Consider the following 18028-nt stretch of genomic DNA (forward strand, 5'->3'; position numbering starts at 1 on the left):
GCGAACATAAGTCGGAATTATTACAACGGTAAACCAGTCAGGCGCCGTTATTCGGGAATCTCAGACGGTTCTCACGCCGCCGGACGATGCCGCCTCAGGCGGGATCCACCGCCTCGAACCGCCACCGATGCACCGTCCGGGTCACCAACTCACCCTCCGGTTCGGGCAGTTCGGGCAGTTCGGCGTCGTACACCGCGTTCCACCAGGTGATGACGAGGACCCGGTCCTGCGGGGCACGGAAGAACTCGCGCCGCAGCGGCTCGGCGGCGAGGACCTGCCCCCGCGCCCAGGCGAGCAGCTCGTCGCCCCGTCCCTCAACCGCCCGGGCCTCCCACATCAACGCGACGGTCATGAGTACAGGTTGTCCTTCGCGGCCTCGTGCGCGTGGTCGTGGTCGTGCGTGTGTCCCGGCACGTGCGTCTCCGTCACCGGCAGCGACGAGTCGGCCGACAGATCCCAGGCGGACGCGGACCGGTTGCGCGCCACCATCTCGGCGCCGAGGGCCGCGACCATCGCGCCGTTGTCCGTGCACAGCTTGGGCCGCGGCACGCGCAGCCGGATACCGGCCGCCTCGCACCGCTCCTGGGCGAGGGCCCGCAGCCGCGAGTTGGCGGCCACACCGCCACCGATCATGAGGTGGTCGACACCCTCGTCCTTGCAGGCGCGCACGGCCTTGCGGGTCAGCACGTCGACGACGGCCTCCTGGAAGGACGCCGACACATCGCGCACCGGAACGTCCTCACCGGCGGCCCGCTTCGCCTCGATCCAGCGCGCCACGGACGTCTTCAGCCCGGAGAAGGAGAAGTCGTACGCGGGGTCGCGCGGCCCGGTGAGCCCGCGCGGGAAGGTGATCGCCTTGGGGTCGCCCTCCTTCGCGTACCGGTCGATGACGGGACCGCCGGGGAAGCCGAGGTTCAGCACCCGGGCGATCTTGTCGAAGGCCTCGCCCGCCGCGTCGTCGATGGTCGCGCCGAGGGGGCGCACGTCGGACGTGATGTCGGAGGAGAGCAGCAGCGACGAGTGCCCGCCCGAGACGAGCAGCGCCATCGTGGGCTCGGGCAGCGGCCCGTGCTCCAGCTGGTCGACGCAGATGTGCGAGGCGAGGTGGTTCACGCCGTAGAGCGGCTTGCCGAGCGCGTACGCATACGCCTTGGCCGCCGAGACACCCACGAGGAGCGCGCCCGCGAGCCCCGGGCCCGCGGTGACGGAGATCCCGTCCAGGTCGGAGGCGGCGACCCCGGCGTCCTTCAGGGCGCGCTCGATGGTCGGCACCATGGCTTCCAGGTGCGCGCGCGAGGCGACCTCGGGGACGACACCGCCGAAGCGGGCGTGCTCGTCGACGCTGGAGGCGACCGCGTCGGCGAGCAGCGTGTGGCCGCGGACGATGCCGACACCGGTCTCGTCGCAGGAGGTCTCGATACCGAGGACGAGCGGTTCGTCAGCCATTTTCGGTTCCTTGTACGGGTGTCACTGAGGTCGAGGGGTCGGTCAGACGCATCACGAGCGCGTCCACGTTGCCCGGCTGGTAGTAGCCGCGGCGGAAGCCGATGGGCTCGAAGCCGAAGCGCTGGTAGAGCTTCTGCGCCCGGGTGTTGTCGACCCGCACCTCGAGCATCACTTCGGTGCACTCGAAGTCGGTCGCGTGGCGCAGCAGGACGGTGAGGAGCCGGGCGCCGAGCCCGGTGCCCCACTGGTCCCGGGCGACCGCGATGGTCTGCACGTCGGCCCCCACGGCGGCGGCGTCGTCGGAGTCCGCGCCGGACGCGGCGAGGCCCGCGTACCCGACGAGCCGGTCGCCGTCGTGGGCGACGACATAGCGGCGGGTCGACCCGGCGCCGCGCGCGTGCGCGAGCTCGGACCAGAACATGCCGCGGGACCACGCGTCGTCCGGGAAGAGATCCTTCTCGAGCGCGTGCACGGATTCGATGTCCCACCAGCGCATCTCGCGCAGAACAGCGCTCACTTCGGAGTGACCACCTTGTAGTTCTTGGGCACCTGCGCGTCGGGCCGGCGCAGATACAGGGGGCGCGGCGCCTGGAGTTCCTCGCCGGCGCCGAGCTTCTCGGCGGCGAGGGCGGCCAGGGCGGCCGCCGACACGTTCTCGGGGGCGCGCGCGTCAGGGAACGTGTCCGGGTACAGCACGGCACCGGCGCCGACCGCGGGAAGGCCCGCGACCTGCTCGGCGATGTCGGCGGGGCGGTCGACGGCGGGCTCGGTGACACGGGTGCGCGCGTCCTCGTAACGCGCCCAGTAGACCTCCTTGCGCCGCGCGTCCGTGGCGACGACGAAGGGGCCGTCGACCTCGGCGGCGTAGGCGAGCCCGTCCAGCGTGCACAGACCGTGCACGGGCACACCGAGGGCGAGCCCGAAGGTGTCGGCGGTCATCAGACCGACGCGGAGGCCGGTGTAGGGGCCGGGGCCCACGCCGACGACGATGCCGGTGACGGCGTCGAGTCTGACGCCGGCCTCGGCGAGCACCCGGTCGACGGCGGGCAGCAGCAGCTCCCCGTGCCGGCGGGCGTCCACCTGGCTCGATGCGGCGACGACGGACGAGCCGTCGTGCAGGGCGACGGTGACGGCGGGGGTGGCGGTATCCAGCGCGAGCAAGAGCACGCAAACAGCCTACGGCTCCGGCGCCCCGCCCACGGCCGCCCCGGTGAGCCGCACGCCTGCTGCTACCGTCACCCCAAAGACGTACGGGCACGAGAGGTGGGCACACAGGTGGCACGGAGCAGCTCGGGATTCGTGGCCGGGCTCACCGCGGCGGCGCTCGCCGTGGTCGGCTTCCTCACCTACCAGGCGTCGGCCAGCGCGCCGGACAGCCTGGCCCCGCCGAAGGCCGGGAAAACCCCCTCCACGGCCGCCTCCCACTCCCCCAAGGACAAGAAGGAGACCGCGGTACCCGCGCAGTCCGGCGCCGGTGAGCGGGTCGTCTACTCCGTGGGCGGCGACCGGGTGTGGCTGATCTCGGAGGGCGGCAAGGCGCAGCGCACCTTCACGGTGACGCCGAGCACGGTGGACCCGCCGGTCGGCAAGTACCTGGTGACGTCGCGCTCGGCCTCGATCACCGGAAGCGACGGCGTACCGATCGAGCACGTGGTGCGGTTCGCGAACGTCGGCGGCATCACGATCGGCTTCAGCGCGGCGGTCGACGGCTCGGTACCGGCGCCGGACCCGGCCAAGAAGACGGGCGGCATCCGCGAGAAGCGGGCGGACGGCGACGCGATGTGGGACTTCGCGACGATCGGCAAGAAGATCGTCGTGGTCCAGTAGAACCCGTCACCTGAGGCACGGCACAAAAACCCTCACGCGGCGTCGCGACGCCCCTCACCGGCACAGGCGCCCGCGCCTTCGGCCTCCCCCTCCTCGTCGGCAGGCGGAGTGGACACGGCCGAGGCGGCGGCACAGGACGCGAGCAGATCTCTCATGGACAGCCCCGAGGCGGCGATCCCGGACATGTCCCCGTGCCCCGGCGCCACGCGGGGCTGCTGCGGCACGTCACGTTCTGAAGCCGACATGGATGCCTCCTGGGCTCCGGGGCAGCAAAGTTAGGTAGACCTAACCAGGACTGGTCTCCATGTGACCACGCCGAGCGCACGCCGCGCAACATTTTGCCGACGCCATGTCGGAACGTTCGGGTGAAGGTACGAGAGTCAGGCGGCCAGAGCCTCCAGGCCGGCGCCGGCCCAGCGCGCACCGAGGCCACGCAACGTCACGGAGCGCACCTCGTCGTCCGTGTCCCCCGTGGCGCGGTGAATCACCACATGGAGCCGGTCGTCCGCGAGGTCCTCGACCTTGCCGTCGCCCCACTCGACGACGACCACGGAGTCGGACAGCGATACGTCGAGGTCGAGGTCCTCCATCTCGTCGAGCCCGCCGCCGAGCCGGTACGCGTCCACGTGCACCAGGGCGGGCCCGTCACCGAGGGGCGGGTGAACGCGGGCGATGACGAAGGTCGGAGAGGTCACGGCGCCCCGCACACCGAGGCCCTCGCCGAGCCCGCGGGTCAGGGTGGTCTTGCCCGCGCCCAGCTCGCCGGTGAGCATGACGAGGTCGCCCGGGCGCAGCAGCTTGGCGAGGCGGCGGCCCAAATCCCCCATATGGGTGGGCGAGTTGACGGTGATCGAGGCGGTGGCGGCGTCAGCTGCCGGGCTGTGCGGTGTCTCCATAACTTCCCACGGTAGCCCCTGCGGGAACGGCTCCCGTGCGTGAGAGGAGGTCGGCCAGCCGGTCGGTGACGGCCTCGGGGTGCTCCAGCATCACCAGGTGCCCGGCGTCGGGCACGAGCACCAGCTCGGCGTCGGGGAGCAGCCCTGCGATGGCCTCGCTGTGCTCACTGGGGGTGATGAGATCCTGGTCGCCGGCCAGTACGAGGACGGGCAGCTGCGCGAACCGCTCGATGGCCTCGCTCTTCTCGTGCTCCTGGAAGGCGGGGTAGAACTCGGCGACGACGTCGATCGGCGTGCTCTCGATCAGGCGCTCGGCGAAGCGGGCGACGGCTGGATCGACGTCACGTGAGGCGAACGAGTAGCGCTTGATGACGCCGGCGAACAGGTCGGCGGTCGCACGGCGCCCCTTCTCCACGAGGTCGGCGCGCTGGCCCAGGACCTTCAGAACGCCGGGGAGTACGCGCCGGACGACGTTGACGCCGAGCACGGGCAGCCCGTAGCTGACCTCGCCGAGCTTGCCGGAGGAGGTCCCGACGAGGGCGACGCCGGCGACGCGCTCGGCCACGACCTCGGGAAACTGGTCGGCGAACGCCATCACGGTCATGCCGCCCATGGAGTGCCCGACGAGGACGAGCGGCCCTTCGGGGGCGGCGGCGTCGATGACGGCCTTCAGATCGCGCCCGAGCTGGTCGATGGTGACGTCGGGCCCGCCGTCGGCCTGCTCGACCCCGCGCCCGGACCGCCCATGGCTGCGCTGATCCCAGTAGACGGAGCGCACCACGCCCCGCAGGGCGGCACGCTGGAAATGCCAGGAGTCCTGGTTGAGGCAGTACCCGTGGCTGAAGACCACGGTGACCGGCGCGGGGGCCTTACGGCCGAAAAGACGACGCCTGCGAGGACCCTCACCGCCCTCGGCCCCGACTTCCTCGACCTCGTAGTAGAGCTCGGTGCCGTCCTCGGCACAGGCCCTCCCGGGAGTGCCGCGCAGGGACCCGTAGGGGCCGGAGGCATCCAGCGCGAGCCGCGCCTTTCTGCGCATGCCGCGGCCGACGGTGAGCCGCTCCACGGCGACACCGGCGGCGGCACCGGCCGCCACGACACCTATCGCGGCGCCGGCCAGCCCGGCCCGCCGCCAGCTCGCGACGGCCGCCGTGACCTCGGCGCTGCTCTCACTCACGTGCCGCTCCTCCGTCGTCCACATAGACGCGCGGAACACGCGCCCCGATCCGGGTGACGATCTCGTACGCGATGGTGCCGGCGGCCTGCGCCCAGTCCTCGGCGGTCGGCTCGCCCCGGTCGCCGGGCCCGAACAGCACGGCCTCGTCCCCGGCCGCCAGCTCGTCGCCGCCGAGATCGACGACGAACTGGTCCATGGCGACGCGCCCGGCGACGGTACGCAGCTTGCCCCCGATGAGTACGGGCCCGGTCCCCGAGGCATGCCGGGGGATCCCGTCCCCGTACCCGAGAGGCACGAGCCCCAGGGTGGTCTCGCCCGGGGTGACGTAGTGATGCCCGTAACTGACGCCGAGCCCGCCCGGGGCGTGCTTCACCAGGGCGAGCGAGGCGGACAGGGTCATGACGGGCCGCAGCCCGAAGTCCTCGGGCGTGCCGATCTCGGGGCTGGGCGAGATCCCGTACATGGCGATGCCGGGCCGCACCAGATCGAAATGGGTCTCAGGCAGAGTCAGGGTCCCCGGCGAATTGGCGATATGCCGGACCTCAGGCCGGACCCCGGCCCCCTCCGCGAAGGAGACCATCTCGCGAAAACGCTCCAACTGAGCGGCAATCGACGGATGCCCCGGCTCATCGGCACAGGCGAAGTGGGACCAGAGCCCCGTAACGACAACAAGCCCCTCGCGCTCCGCGGCTACGGCAGAACGCACAAGCTCGGGCCAGTCACCGGGCAGACACCCATTACGTCCGAGCCCCGTATCGGCCTTCAACTGAATACGGGCGGCACGCCCCACCACCCGAGCGGCGGCAACGACCTCGTCCAAAGCCCACATGCCGCTCACGGACATGTCGAGATCGGCCTCGATGCCCTCGCGCCAGGGCCCGCCGGGCGTCCAGAGCCAGCACATGACGCGCCCCTCGATCCCCGCGGCACGCACCGCGAGAGCCTCCTCGGGCGTGGCCGTACCGATCCAGGTGGCACCGGCCTCCCGCGCGGCGCGCGCACAGGGGATCATGCCGTGGCCGTAGGCATCAGCCTTGACCACAGCCATGAAGGCGGCCCCTGGCGCACGATCGCGCAGGGATCGCACATTGGCCCGCAGAGCGGCCAGATCGATCTCAGCCCGGGCACGGCCCACGGCAGGTGCTCTCTCAGTCATCGTGCGCCCAGTGTCTCAGAGCCCCCCGACACCCCCACGTGATCACCGCCCGGCAAACCACCCACACCAACCCAAATCACCAGGTCAACAACAGCACAACCAACAAGTCGGCACGACGAACCCCCCACCACCCGCCAGCCACCAGCCACCAGCCACCAGCCACCAGCCACCAGCCACCAGCCACCAGCCACCAGCCACCAGCCACACAACCAACCAGACGGGACAACGAACCCCCCACCGCCTGCCACCCGCCAGCCGCACAACCAACCAGACGGAAGGACGAACCCCCCACCGCCCGCCAGTCGCAAGACAACAGGAGGGGACGCACCGGGATGTGCGCGCGGAGCCACCTCCACCCCGTTACGGGCGCTTGGCCGGAGGGGGCCGACCCATAGAACAGCGAGCACGTACATCCCGGGGCGGCCCCGCCCCGAAGACGGCGAAGCGCCCCCACGGAGCGACGCAGGAGCCCACCGCCCTACAACCCGTGCCGAACATCCCCCCAGGCCCCAGCAATCCCACCAGCCACATCCTGAGCAACGACAGGCGCCCCACCAGACACACGCCGAGCAGCAAGCCCATGCAGGTAGGCCCCCACGGACCCGGCGTCGAGCGCTCCGAGCCCCGCAGCGAGCAGCGACCCGCAAAGCCCGGACAACACGTCACCACTCCCCGCGGTGGCCAGCCAGGCGGTACCCGTGGAATTGACCCGAGCCAAACGCTCGGCACCCTCCCCCCGTCCCCCGGCAACCAAGGTGGTGGACCCCTTCAAGAGCACTGTGGCGGAGAACCGGTCAGCCAACTCCCGGACAGCCGCGAGCCGCTCCGCCTCCACCTCCTCCCGGGCAACCCCCAACAATGCGGCGGCCTCCCCCGCATGAGGCGTGAGCAACGTAGGCGCGGCCCGCCCCCGAACGGCCTCAGGATCGGCGAGCCGCAGCCCATCGGCGTCGATCAGAACGGGCACCTCCGCACCCAGGACATCCGCGAGCCCGGAGGCGTCGTCACCAAGTCCGGGCCCGGCCACCCACGCCTGCACCCGCCCCGCCTTCCCCGGCGCGCCTTCGGACACCAACGTCTCGGGGAACCGTGAGACGACGGCGCCGGCCGCAGGTCCGACGTACCGAACGGCCCCGGCGCCACCCCGCAGTGCCCCGGCGACGGCAAGCACGGCGGCACCGGGATACCGGGCGGACCCGGCGACGATGCCCACGACACCACGCCGGTACTTGTCGCTCTCACCGGTGGGTTCAGGCAGCAGCCGGGCTACGTCACCGTGCTGAAGGGCCTCCAAATCCCCCTCGCCGCGCCCCAGTTCGAGCCCGATGTCGACGAGCCGAACGGCACCGGCGTACTCCCGCCCGGGATCCACGAGAAGCCCAGGCTTGTACACACCGAAGGTGACGGTCACATCGGCGCGGACGGCCTCCCCGGCGACCTGCCCGGTATCGGCATCGACGCCACTGGGCAGATCCACCGAGACGACGACGGCACGGGACTCCAAGGCGGCACGGACAACGGGCAGGGCAGCCGCGCGAAGCCCACCCCGCCCCCCGATACCCACGATCCCGTCGACGACGAGATCGGCGCCGGCAAGAGCGCGCTCACCGGATTCGGCGACGCGCCCCCCGGCGGAGAGGAACGCGGCGAGCCCGACACGGTGCACCCGCTCGGAGTCCAGGAGCACGGCGGCGACCCCGGCGCCACGGCGGGCGAGCCGGGCGCCGGCGTAGAGGGCGTCACCCCCGTTGTCCCCGGACCCGACGAGGAGCACGACCCGGGCCCCGTACACCTTGCCGAGGAGTTCGGCGCAGACGACGGCGAGCCCGGCGGCGGCCCGCTGCATCAGGGCGCCTTCGGGAAGCCGCGCCATGAGGGCGCGCTCGGCGGTCCGTACGGTGTCGACGCTGTAGGCGGTACGCATAGGACCGAGTCTCCCGCACAGTGGAACACCTCGCCCCCGGCCGAAGCCAGATCCAGAGCCAGGGCCGGCGAGAGGCCGAAGCCCCCCAGCCCCTGCCGCTGCCCCTGCCCCAGCCCCTGCCTCTGAGCCCCTACCCCTCAGCGATCACAACCGCCGACGCAACCCCGGCATCATGACTGAGCGACACATGCCACGACCGCACACCCATCTCCGCGGCACGCGCGGCAACGGTGCCGGTCACCCGGAGCCGCGGCTGCCCACTGTCCTCGACACAGACCTCCGCATCGGTCCACCGCAACCCGGCCGGCGCCCCCAGCGCCTTGGCCAGCGCCTCCTTGGCGGCGAAGCGGGCAGCCAGCGAGGCGACACCGCGCCGCTCCCCGCTGGGAAGCAGCAACTCCCGATCGCAGAAGAGCCGTTCGGCCATTCCGGGCGTACGCGCGAGGGACGCCTCGAACCGCTCGATCTCGGCGACGTCGATCCCGACCCCAATAATCAAATCCAGCCCCTCACTCCACCGTCACGGACTTAGCGAGATTGCGAGGCTGGTCGACCTCGTTCCCCCGGGCCGTGGCCAGCTCGCAAGCAAACACCTGCAACGGCACCGCCGCAACCAGCGGCTGAAGGAGCGTAGGGGTGGCAGGGATCCGTACGAGATGGTCGGCGTAGGGGACGACCGCCTCGTCACCCTCCTCGGCGATCACGATGGTGCGCGCCCCGCGGGCCCGGATCTCCTGGATATTGGACACGATCTTGTCGTGGAGGACGGACCGTCCTTTGGGCGACGGCACGACGACCACGACAGGCACGTCGTCCTCGATCAACGCGATGGGCCCGTGCTTGAGTTCACCGGCGGCGAAGCCCTCCGCGTGCATATAGGCGAGCTCCTTGAGCTTCAGGGCTCCTTCAAGGGCGACGGGATAGCCCACGTGCCGCCCCAGGAAGAGCACGGTCCGCTTGTCGGAGAGCGACCGGGCCAGCGTCCGCACGGGCTCCATGGTCTCCAGAACGCGCTCGACCTCCCCGGAGATGTCGGCCAGGTCCCGGATCACCGCGCGGATCTCGTCCCCCCACTTCGTGCCGCGCACCTGCCCCAGGTAAAGGGCCACGAGATAGCAGGCGACGAGCTGCGTGAGGAACGCCTTGGTGGAGGCGACGGCGACCTCCGGCCCGGCATGCGTGTAGAGAACTGCGTCGGACTCGCGGGGAATGGTCGACCCGTTCGTGTTGCAGATGGCGAGGACGGTCGCACCCTGGTCTCGGGCGTGCCGCAGCGCCATCAGCGTGTCCATGGTCTCGCCCGACTGCGAGATGGCGATGACGAGCGAGCGCCCGCCGAGAATGGGATCCCGGTACCGGAACTCACTCGCGAGCTCCACCTCGCAAGGGATCCGGGTCCAGTGCTCGATGGCGTACTTGGCGATGAGACCGGCGTGGAACGCGGTCCCGCACGCCACGATCACGACCTTGTCGACTTCCTTCAACACGGCTGCGGGGATCCGGAGTTCGTCGAGGGTCAGCGCCCCGTCGACGCCGATGCGCCCGAGCAGCGTGTCTGCGACCGCCTTCGGCTGCTCGGCGATCTCCTTGAGCATGAAGTAGTCGTAGCCGCCCTTCTCGGCGGCGGAGGCGTCCCAGTCGACGTGGTACGACCGCACCTCGGCCGGCCGGCCGTCGAAGTCGGTGACGGTCACCCCGTCCCCCACGCCGTCCCGCCGCAGCTCGACGACCTGGTCCTGGCCCAGTTCGATCGCGGAGCGCGTATGGGCGATGAAGGCGGCGACGTCGGAGGCGAGGAACGCCTCGTCCTCCCCCACGCCGACGACAAGAGGCGAGTTGCGCCGGGCGCCCACGACGACGTCGGGCTCGTCGGCGTGCACGGCGACCAGCGTGAACGCCCCTTCGAGGCGCCGGCAGACGAGGCGCATGGCCTCGGCGAGTCCGGCGCACACAGAGAACTCCTCGGCGAGCAGATGCGCGACGACCTCGGTGTCGGTCTCGGACTCCAGGACATGTCCGCGCTCGGCGAGTTCGGCGCGCAGCTCGGCGAAGTTCTCGATGATGCCGTTGTGGACGACGGCGACGCGGCCGGCGTTGTCGAGGTGCGGATGCGCGTTCACATCGGTCGGGCCGCCGTGGGTGGCCCAGCGGGTGTGGCCGATGCCCGTGGCCCCGGCCGGCAGCGGCCGCTCCACGAGCTCCTTCTCCAGGTTGGCGAGCTTGCCCGCCTTCCTGGCCGAGGCAAGGCCGCCATCGGCGAGCACCGCGACCCCGGCCGAGTCGTACCCCCGGTATTCGAGCCGCTTCAGTCCGGCGAGCACGACGTCGAGCGCCGACTGAGATCCGACGTATCCCACGATTCCGCACATAGCGGCAGCCTAAGGCCGCGCGGTCAGCAGCCCCAGACGATCCGGTCCCGCGCGTCCTCGAGGAGACGCAGATACTCGACTTCCTCGCAGCGCGGCTTGCTGCCCATCTCGTAGAGGTCGAGACAGTCGTCGAGATCGTCGCGCAGGTCCTCGTCGGGCAGGTCGAGGGCGAGCTCGCTGCGCACATGCCCGGCGAAGTCGTCCTCGACGGGTCCGGGTCTGCGCCGGACGAGGTCACGCAAACGGGGCACGGCCATGACGATTCCCTCCCAGCCGGACGGCGCGGCTCGGCGCCAGGTGCCGGGAACGTATCCCCGTTCCCCCGCCCGGTCCAGACCTGCGACCGCAGAACTCCCGGAATCGAGCACGTATCAGACACGCATCAGGCACGCACCGTGCACCAAAACCCCACTCCGACGCACCCCGCCGACCGCAAGGTGACGCACCCCACCCCCCACCCCGTCCACACAGCCGTAACAATGGACTGTGATCTCTTCGGTCTCCGTGCCCCCGACGGCACCCCGGAGCGCCCACCGGCACAAGCCGGAGGCGACTCCCTACGTCGACCTCACCCGCACCGAGTGGAGCGCGCTGCGCAACAAGACGCCGCTCCCCCTCACCGCCGATGAGCTGGAGAAACTGCGCGGCCTCGGCGATGTCATCGACCTGGACGAGGTCAGGGACATCTACCTCCCGCTCTCGCGCCTTCTCAACCTGTACGTCGGCGCCACCGACACCCTGCGCGGCGCCCTCAACACCTTCCTCGGCGAGACCGTCGAGAAGGCGTCCCAGTCGGGCACGCCCTTCGTCATAGGGGTCGCCGGTTCGGTGGCGGTGGGCAAGTCGACCGTCGCCCGCCTCCTCCAGGCGCTGCTGTCCCGCTGGCCCGAGCACCCGCGCGTGGAGCTGGTCACCACGGACGGCTTCCTGCTGCCGACGAAGGAGCTGGAGCGGCGCGGCCTGATGTCCCGCAAGGGCTTCCCCGAGTCGTACGACCGCCGCGCCCTGACCCGCTTCGTCGCCGACATCAAGGCGGGCAAGGACGAGGTGTCGGCGCCCGTCTACTCCCACCTGATCTACGACATCGTGCCCGGCCAGAAGCTCACGGTCCGCCGCCCCGACATCCTCATCGTCGAGGGCCTGAACGTGCTCCAGCCGGCCATGCCCGGCAAGGACGGCCGCACCCGCGTTGGCCTCGCCGACTACTTCGACTTCAGCGTGTACGTGGACGCGCGCGCCGAGGACATCGAGCGCTGGTACCTCAACCGGTTCAAGAAGCTCCGCCAGACGGCCTTCCAGAACCCGTCCTCGTACTTCCGCAAGTACACGCAGGTCTCCGAGGAGGAGGCACTCGACTACGCGCGGAAGACCTGGCGGACCATCAACAAGCCGAACCTGCTGGAGAATGTGGCGCCCACGCGCGGCCGCGCGACGCTCGTCGTGCGCAAGGGCCCCGACCACAAGGTGCAGCGGCTGAGCCTGCGGAAGCTGTAGAAGACCGGAAAGCTACGTTCGCGCATACTGCACCTGCGCTGATCGCCCCGGTCGACAAGACCGACGGGTGGCTCGCCTGATCGTGGCGTTCCTCGCGGACATCGCCGGGACGCTGTCCCTCACTTCGGCGAAGTCGGGCGCCCTGATCGGTGTCGCCATCTCGGTGACGACGGTCCCGGCGGCGGCGAACGCGGCGGTGGCGTTCGCGTACAGCGACTACGCCCAGACGTGGGGCTCGACCGGCCGGCTCCTCGCGAACCTCGGCGGCATCGTCCTGGCCGGCACGCTCACGCTGCTCGCCCAGAAGTGGTTCTGGGCGACACGGCGCAAGCGTGCCGCTCCTGCGGCCGGACCGGCCTGACGCAGCGAACTGCCTCAGCCGAGCGTGGACTTGACGACATCGGCGAGGCGACCTGCGATCGAGCGGGCCTGCTCGATGTCGGCGGCCTCGACCATGACGCGGACCAGCGGCTCCGTGCCCGACGAACGCAGCAGCACCCGGCCCGTCGCGCCCAGCTCCCGCTCGGCGTCGGTGACGGCGGCGGCCAGCTCGGCGGACGTCGTGACGCGGGACTTGTCGACGTCGCGCACATTGACCAGGACCTGCGGCAGGCGCTCCATGACGGAGGCGAGGTCCTGGAGGGTGCGGCCGGTCTGGGCGACGCGGGCCGCGAGCAGCAGACCCGTGAGCGTGCCGTCGCCGGTCGTCGCGTGGTCGAGGATGATCACGTGCCCGGACTGCTCGCCGCCGAGCGCGTACCCGTGCTCCTTCATCGACTCCAGGACGTACCGGTCGCCGACGCCGGTCGCCACGAACTCGATGCCCTCGCGCTCCATGGCCAGCTTGAAGCCGAGGTTCGACATGACGGTCGCGACAACGGTGTCCTGGCGCAGGGCGCCGTGCTCCCGCATCGACAGGGCGAGTACGGCGAGGATCTGGTCCCCGTCGATCTCGGCGCCCGTGTGGTCGACGGCCAGGCAGCGGTCGGCGTCACCGTCGTGCGCGATGCCGAGGTCGGCGCCGTGCTCGACGACGGCGGCCTTCAGCAGGTCGAGGTGGGTGGATCCGCAGCCGTCGTTGATGTTCAGGCCGTCCGGGTCGGCGCCGATCGTGACGATCTCGGCACCGGCCCGCGCGAACGCCTCGGGCGAGACCCGCGCCGCCGCACCGTGCGCCTCGTCCAGGACGATCCGCATGCCATCGAGGCGGTTGGGCAGCACACCGATGAGGTGGGCAACATACTGGTCGGCACCCGCGTCGTACGAGTTCACGCGGCCGACGCCGGCACCGGTCGGGCGGTCCCACGGCGCACCGGTGCGGTGCTGCTCGTAGACCTGCTCGATACGGTCCTCCAGCTCGTCGGCGAGCTTGTGGCCGCCGCGCGCGAAGAACTTGATGCCGTTGTCCGGCATCGCGTTGTGGCTGGCGGACAGCATCACGCCGAGGTCGGCGCCCAGCGCGCCGGTGAGATGCGCCACCGCGGGGGTGGGCAGCACGCCGACCCGCAGGACGTCGACGCCCGCGCTGGCCAGACCCGCGACGACCGCGGCCTCCAGGAACTCGCCCGAAGCCCGCGGGTCACGACCGACCACGGCCACCGGACGGTGCCCCTCAAACGTCCCCGCCTCGCCGAGTACATGAGCCGCCGCCACGGAGAGTCCGAGCGCGAGCTCGGCCGTCAGATCCGCGTTGGCGACACCTCGTACGCCGTCCGTGCCGAACAGTCGTCCCACTGGTGTCCTCCGAACTTTCGCAATTCTCGAAGAAGCGTCGGAAATCATCCGAGCATGCAAACTTATGAGCACCTTGTGTCGTTATTATGAGCACCTTGTGCCGATATACGCCCAGGGCCGCAATATACGAACGCCCCGGCGGCACACAGCGTGCCGCCGGGGCGAACGAAACGAACAAGCAGCAGCGATTTAGCGCTTGCTGTACTGCGGGGCCTTACGGGCCTTCTTGAGACCGGCCTTCTTGCGCTCGACCGCACGGTCGTCACGCTTGAGGTAACCGGCCTTCTTGAGGGCGCCGCGGTTGTTGTCGACGTCGGCCTCGTTCAGCGCACGGGCGACACCGAGACGGAGCGCACCGGCCTGACCGGAGACGCCGCCACCCGAGATGCGGGCGATGACGTCGTAGCGGTTGTCGAGCTCGAGCACCTTGAAGGGCTCGTTGACTTCCTGCTGGTGGACCTTGTTCGGGAAGTAGTCCTCGAGCGTACGCCCGTTGACCTTCCACTTGCCGGTGCCGGGCACGATGCGAACGCGCGCGATGGCGTTCTTGCGACGGCCCAGGCCGGCGGCCGGCTGCGGGTCGCCGAAGCGCGCGGCGTTCGACTCCGAGGTGTACTCGCCCTCGACGGGGACCTCGGACTCGGTGGTGTACTGCTCGACGTCGACAATCTCGGTCTCTTCGACCGGCTGCTCAACGGTGGTCTCGGCCACGATTCTCCTCAGATTCTTTTTCGTCTTTGGGGGTGGCCGGAACTACTGCGCGACCTGGGTGATCTCGAACGGCACCGGCTGCTGGGCAGCGTGGGGGTGCTGGTCGCCCGAGTAGACCTTCAGCTTCGAGAGCACCTGACGGCCCAGGGTGTTCTTGGGGATCATGCCCTTGATGGCCTTCTCGACGGCCTTCTCGGGGTTCTTGTCCAGCAGCTCGTCGTAACGAACCGAACGCAGACCGCCCGGGTAACCGGAGTGGCGGTACGCCATCTTCTGGGTCTTCTTGTTGCCGGAGAGGTGCACCTTGTCCGCGTTGATGATGATGACGAAGTCACCAGCGTCGACGTGGGGGGCGTAGATCGGCTTGTGCTTGCCCCGCAGGATGTTCGCGGCAGTGGTCGCCAGACGACCCAGGACGACATCCTGGGCGTCGATGACGTACCACTGGCGAGTGATGTCGCCGGGCTTAGGGCTGTACGTACGCACTTAGCAGCCTTCTTCTTCTTCAGTGGATGGGTGCTGAAAGTGGCATCACTGAAGCGATCGTGCAGCTGGGGACGACAGTGCCGGGTTCAGCGCCCGTATGCCGCCCACTGGTAACTGCTCCAGGGAACCTGCGTATGGCTCCTCACGCGAGAGCGAGCAAGCCAATACACACAACGACTTGGCATGATACCCGCGCTTCCCCGTACGGGTCAAAACGCGGACCTGGACACCGGCACCGCCGGATCCGCCGCACTGGGCGGCCCTGCCGTCCACCAGAGTAACCGCACGTCGCCGCAGGCAGCGCCGCACGAGCGTGACCCCAGGCACACAAGAAGCGCACACACGGCACACACAAGATCGGCCACACCCTGCGCACACCCTTCCCCACCGCGCCCCGGCACCCCCTGCGCGGCGGTCTAAGATGCGCCCCATGAGCTTTGGGCAGGGGGGACCCCAGTGGGGTTCCGGGGGCAGTGGTGGTTCACAGGGACCGGACTGGGCGGCGCTCGCCGAAGCGTCCGAGGCGCGCGCGCGGCGCCGGCGCTGGCTGATGATCGGCGGTGGCGCGCTCGCCACGGTCGCCGTCGGCTCGGCCGTCGCGTTCGCGATCGTCTCCGCCAACGGCAACAGCACGGCCTCGAACAAGCCCGCCGACCAGCTGCCGACGACCGCGGATATCCCGAGCGACACGACCCCGGCGGACCCGACGTTCGCGGAGACCACGCCGCCGCCCCCGCTCGACCCCAAGGACTTCATCTCCAGCGCCAAGAAGGACAAGGCCCCGCTCAGCGCGGACACCCTCTTCCCCGGCACCAGGCTCACCGTCGGCGACCGCGTCTACAAGAAGGGCGCCACGTCCAGCACGAAGAGCTGCTCCTCGGCCACCCAGGGCGCGCTCGGCGGCGTCCTGACGGGCAACGACTGCACGCGCCTGATCCGCGCCACCTACGCCAAGGACGGCGTGGCGGTCACCGTCGGCGTCGCCGTCTTCGACACGGAGGCCCAGGCCACCAAGGCCAAGAACCAGTACACCAAGGGCACCGTGACCTCCCTGTCCGGCTCGGGCGTCCCCGCGTTCTGCCGTACGACGATCTGCCGCTCGACCACCAACTCGTACGGCCGCTACGCGTACTTCACGACCGCCGGGTTCACCAGCGGCGGCCGGGACGTCACGACCAAGGACCGGGCCGTCTTCACCACCGGTGACGACCTCGCCGAGTTCACGTTCCGTCAGATCACCCGGCGCGGCGAGGCGCAGGCCTCCGCCGCGGCCGAGGCGCCCCAGTAGGGGCTCAGCAGCACCCCGGCTCCGAGAAGGGCGCTCCCGGCAGCGTCCGCCTGTTCCTGGCCTCCTTGCTGCGCGCCGCGAGCAACTCGTCGGCGGGGTAACCGACTTCCTCCAGCGTCAGGCCGTGCGGCCGCACCACGTGCACCGCCGAGTCCCGTACGCCGGCGGCAAGGACCTTCGCGGGCCAGTCCGGCGGCCGGTGCCCGTCGCCGACGAACAGCATCGCGCCGACCAGCGAGCGCACCATGTTGTGGCAGAACGCGTCGGCCCGGACGGTCGCTTCGAGGATCCCGTCGGGCGACCGCTCCCACCGCAGCTCCTGGAGCGTACGGATCGTCGTCGCGCCCTCGCGGCGCTTGCAGTACGCGGCGAAGTCGTGCTCCCCGACCAGCCTCTCCGCAGCCGCGTTCATCGCGTCGAGGTCCAACTCCCAGTCGTGCCACAGCACATGACTGCGCAACAGCGGATCGACACCACCCGGGTTGTCGGTCACCCGGTACACGTACCGTCGCCACACGGCGGCGAACCGCGCGTTGAACCCGCTCGGCGCCTGAGCCACCTTCCACACCCGCACATCGTGCGGCAGCCGCCCCGCGAGCCGGCGCAGGAGCTTGTCCTGGTGCTCGGCCCAGACGTCCTCCGGCAGATCGACATGCGCGACCTGCCCGCGCGCGTGCACCCCCGCGTCGGTCCGCCCGGCCACGGTCAGCTCGTACGTCTGCACGGACCGGGTCACGGTCCTCAGCGCGTCCTCGATCTCACCCTGCACGGTCCGCCGGCCACTGGCCTGCTTCGCCCACCCGGAGAAGTCCTTGCCGTCGTACGACAGATCAAGCCGCACCCGCACGAACCCGGGCTCTACCTCGTCACTCACACACAGATCCTCTCAGGCGAAGGCAATACGAAAGCGGGCCCGCCCCGAAGGGCGGACCCGCTCACATCAAGGCAGAGCCTCAGGCGTCCTTGGACTCCTCAGCGGCCTCGACCGCTGCGGCGTCCTCGACGACCTCGGCGGCCGGAGCGGCAGCCTCGGTGTCCTTGGCGGCACGCTTGGTGGCGGCCTCGGCCTCACCGGTGGCCTGCTGCGCAACCGTCAGCGCCTCGACCAGCTCGATGACAGCCATGGGCGCGTTGTCGCCACGGCGGTTACCGATCTTGGTGATACGGGTGTAACCACCCGGGCGGTTCTCGTAACGCGGGGCGATCTCCGTGAAGAGCGTGTGGATGACGCTCTTGTCGGTGATGACCTGGAGCACCTGACGGCGGTTGTGAAGGTCGCCCTTCTTCGCCTTGGTGACCAGACGCTCCGCGTACGGACGCAGACGACGGGCCTTGGCCTCGGTCGTCGTGATCTTGCCGTGCTCGAAGAGCGACTTCGCGAGGTTCGCGAGAAGCAGCTTCTCGTGCGCAGCACTGCCGCCCAGACGGGCACCCTTGGCGGGACGCGGCATGGTGTTTCTCCTAGATGTCTGCCCCGGCCGTATCAGGTACCAGGGTCAGTGTCCGAGCGGGCGGATGCC

The 18028-nt window shown here is 70.3% G+C and carries 21 protein-coding genes; 4 read left to right on the top strand and 17 right to left on the bottom strand.

The features are described 5' to 3' along the window. Nucleotides 1-94 precede the first annotated feature (94 nt). The 4 genes from OG758_RS22155 to tsaB are packed head-to-tail and all read right to left on the bottom strand — an operon-like array spanning nt 95 to nt 2613. A complete protein-coding gene (locus OG758_RS22155; protein WP_326711600.1) occupies nt 95-352 on the bottom strand; it encodes a hypothetical protein in 258 nt (85 codons plus the stop codon). Then, nucleotides 349-1446 (bottom strand): tRNA (adenosine(37)-N6)-threonylcarbamoyltransferase complex transferase subunit TsaD, encoded by a 1098-nt coding sequence (tsaD, locus tag OG758_RS22160; protein WP_326711601.1) that lies wholly within the window; start codon nt 1444-1446, stop codon nt 349-351. Before tsaD ends, OG758_RS22155 begins: the two co-directional genes overlap by 4 nt. After that, complete coding sequence (gene rimI / locus OG758_RS22165; RefSeq protein ID WP_326715999.1) at nt 1439-1942, bottom strand: ribosomal protein S18-alanine N-acetyltransferase; 504 nt, start codon at nt 1940-1942, stop codon at nt 1439-1441. Before rimI ends, tsaD begins: the two co-directional genes overlap by 8 nt. A gap of 17 nt (nt 1943-1959) precedes the next feature. Further along, entirely contained in the window at nt 1960-2613 is a 654-nt protein-coding gene (gene tsaB, locus OG758_RS22170) for a tRNA (adenosine(37)-N6)-threonylcarbamoyltransferase complex dimerization subunit type 1 TsaB (RefSeq protein WP_266561136.1), read from the bottom strand. 108 nt (nt 2614-2721) lie between these two features. Between tsaB and OG758_RS22175 the strand changes: the two genes are divergently transcribed. After that, complete coding sequence (locus OG758_RS22175; protein ID WP_326711602.1) at nt 2722-3273, top strand: hypothetical protein; 552 nt, start codon at nt 2722-2724, stop codon at nt 3271-3273. 32 nt (nt 3274-3305) lie between these two features. Here the strand turns inward: OG758_RS22175 and OG758_RS22180 are convergent, their stop codons facing one another. The 8 genes from OG758_RS22180 to OG758_RS22215 form a co-directional block, all read right to left on the bottom strand. Beyond that, nucleotides 3306-3518 carry a hypothetical protein gene (locus tag OG758_RS22180; protein ID WP_326716300.1) on the bottom strand — a complete coding sequence of 71 codons (213 nt, stop codon included), beginning with the start codon at nt 3516-3518 and terminating at the stop codon, nt 3306-3308. A gap of 135 nt (nt 3519-3653) precedes the next feature. Continuing rightward, nucleotides 3654-4169: a tRNA (adenosine(37)-N6)-threonylcarbamoyltransferase complex ATPase subunit type 1 TsaE gene (gene tsaE / locus OG758_RS22185; protein WP_326711603.1), complete on the bottom strand. Its 516-nt coding sequence runs from the start codon at nt 4167-4169 to the stop codon at nt 3654-3656. Beyond that, complete coding sequence (locus OG758_RS22190; RefSeq protein WP_326711604.1) at nt 4141-5346, bottom strand: alpha/beta fold hydrolase; 1206 nt, start codon at nt 5344-5346, stop codon at nt 4141-4143. The genes tsaE and OG758_RS22190 overlap by 29 nt, the downstream gene beginning before the upstream one ends. Then, nucleotides 5339-6502, bottom strand: a complete 1164-nt coding sequence (gene alr, locus OG758_RS22195; protein ID WP_326711605.1) for an alanine racemase — start codon at nt 6500-6502, stop codon at nt 5339-5341. Before alr ends, OG758_RS22190 begins: the two co-directional genes overlap by 8 nt. A 478-nt stretch (nt 6503-6980) precedes the next feature. After that, entirely contained in the window at nt 6981-8426 is a 1446-nt protein-coding gene (locus OG758_RS22200; protein WP_326711606.1) for an NAD(P)H-hydrate dehydratase, read from the bottom strand. Nucleotides 8427-8556: 130 nt separating this feature from the next. Continuing rightward, nucleotides 8557-8925 (bottom strand): holo-ACP synthase, encoded by a 369-nt coding sequence (locus tag OG758_RS22205; protein ID WP_326711607.1) that lies wholly within the window; start codon nt 8923-8925, stop codon nt 8557-8559. A 10-nt stretch (nt 8926-8935) separates the two neighbouring features. Beyond that, on the bottom strand, nt 8936-10795 hold the full coding sequence (gene glmS / locus OG758_RS22210; RefSeq protein WP_326711608.1) for a glutamine--fructose-6-phosphate transaminase (isomerizing): 1860 nt from the start codon (nt 10793-10795) through the stop codon (nt 8936-8938). A 23-nt stretch (nt 10796-10818) separates the two neighbouring features. Then, entirely contained in the window at nt 10819-11052 is a 234-nt protein-coding gene (locus OG758_RS22215; protein ID WP_116511024.1) for a hypothetical protein, read from the bottom strand. Between the two features lie 247 nt (nt 11053-11299). Between OG758_RS22215 and coaA the strand changes: the two genes are divergently transcribed. After that, nucleotides 11300-12289: a type I pantothenate kinase gene (gene coaA / locus OG758_RS22220; RefSeq protein WP_372563851.1), complete on the top strand. Its 990-nt coding sequence runs from the start codon at nt 11300-11302 to the stop codon at nt 12287-12289. Nucleotides 12290-12356: 67 nt separating this feature from the next. Continuing rightward, nucleotides 12357-12650 (top strand): DUF389 domain-containing protein, encoded by a 294-nt coding sequence (locus tag OG758_RS22225; protein WP_326711610.1) that lies wholly within the window; start codon nt 12357-12359, stop codon nt 12648-12650. A gap of 14 nt (nt 12651-12664) precedes the next feature. Here the strand turns inward: OG758_RS22225 and glmM are convergent, their stop codons facing one another. The 3 genes from glmM to rplM form a co-directional block, all read right to left on the bottom strand. Continuing rightward, nucleotides 12665-14023 carry a phosphoglucosamine mutase gene (glmM, locus tag OG758_RS22230; RefSeq protein ID WP_326711611.1) on the bottom strand — a complete coding sequence of 453 codons (1359 nt, stop codon included), beginning with the start codon at nt 14021-14023 and terminating at the stop codon, nt 12665-12667. A gap of 189 nt (nt 14024-14212) precedes the next feature. After that, nucleotides 14213-14734 (bottom strand): 30S ribosomal protein S9, encoded by a 522-nt coding sequence (rpsI, locus tag OG758_RS22235; protein WP_100594864.1) that lies wholly within the window; start codon nt 14732-14734, stop codon nt 14213-14215. A 42-nt stretch (nt 14735-14776) separates the two neighbouring features. Continuing rightward, nucleotides 14777-15220, bottom strand: a complete 444-nt coding sequence (gene rplM, locus OG758_RS22240; RefSeq protein WP_100594865.1) for a 50S ribosomal protein L13 — start codon at nt 15218-15220, stop codon at nt 14777-14779. Between the two features lie 430 nt (nt 15221-15650). Between rplM and OG758_RS22245 the strand changes: the two genes are divergently transcribed. After that, a complete protein-coding gene (locus tag OG758_RS22245; protein WP_326711612.1) occupies nt 15651-16508 on the top strand; it encodes a hypothetical protein in 858 nt (285 codons plus the stop codon). Nucleotides 16509-16512: 4 nt separating this feature from the next. On the opposite strand, the gene truA is transcribed toward OG758_RS22245, so the two are convergent. Then, nucleotides 16513-17382 (bottom strand): tRNA pseudouridine(38-40) synthase TruA, encoded by an 870-nt coding sequence (gene truA / locus OG758_RS22250; protein ID WP_326711613.1) that lies wholly within the window; start codon nt 17380-17382, stop codon nt 16513-16515. Between the two features lie 79 nt (nt 17383-17461). Next, nucleotides 17462-17959 carry a 50S ribosomal protein L17 gene (gene rplQ / locus OG758_RS22255; RefSeq protein ID WP_100594869.1) on the bottom strand — a complete coding sequence of 166 codons (498 nt, stop codon included), beginning with the start codon at nt 17957-17959 and terminating at the stop codon, nt 17462-17464. Nucleotides 17960-18028 lie beyond the last annotated feature (69 nt).

Source organism: Streptomyces sp. NBC_01474 (genome assembly GCF_035918215.1).
Classification (GTDB): Bacteria; Actinomycetota; Actinomycetes; order Streptomycetales; family Streptomycetaceae; genus Streptomyces; species Streptomyces aureus.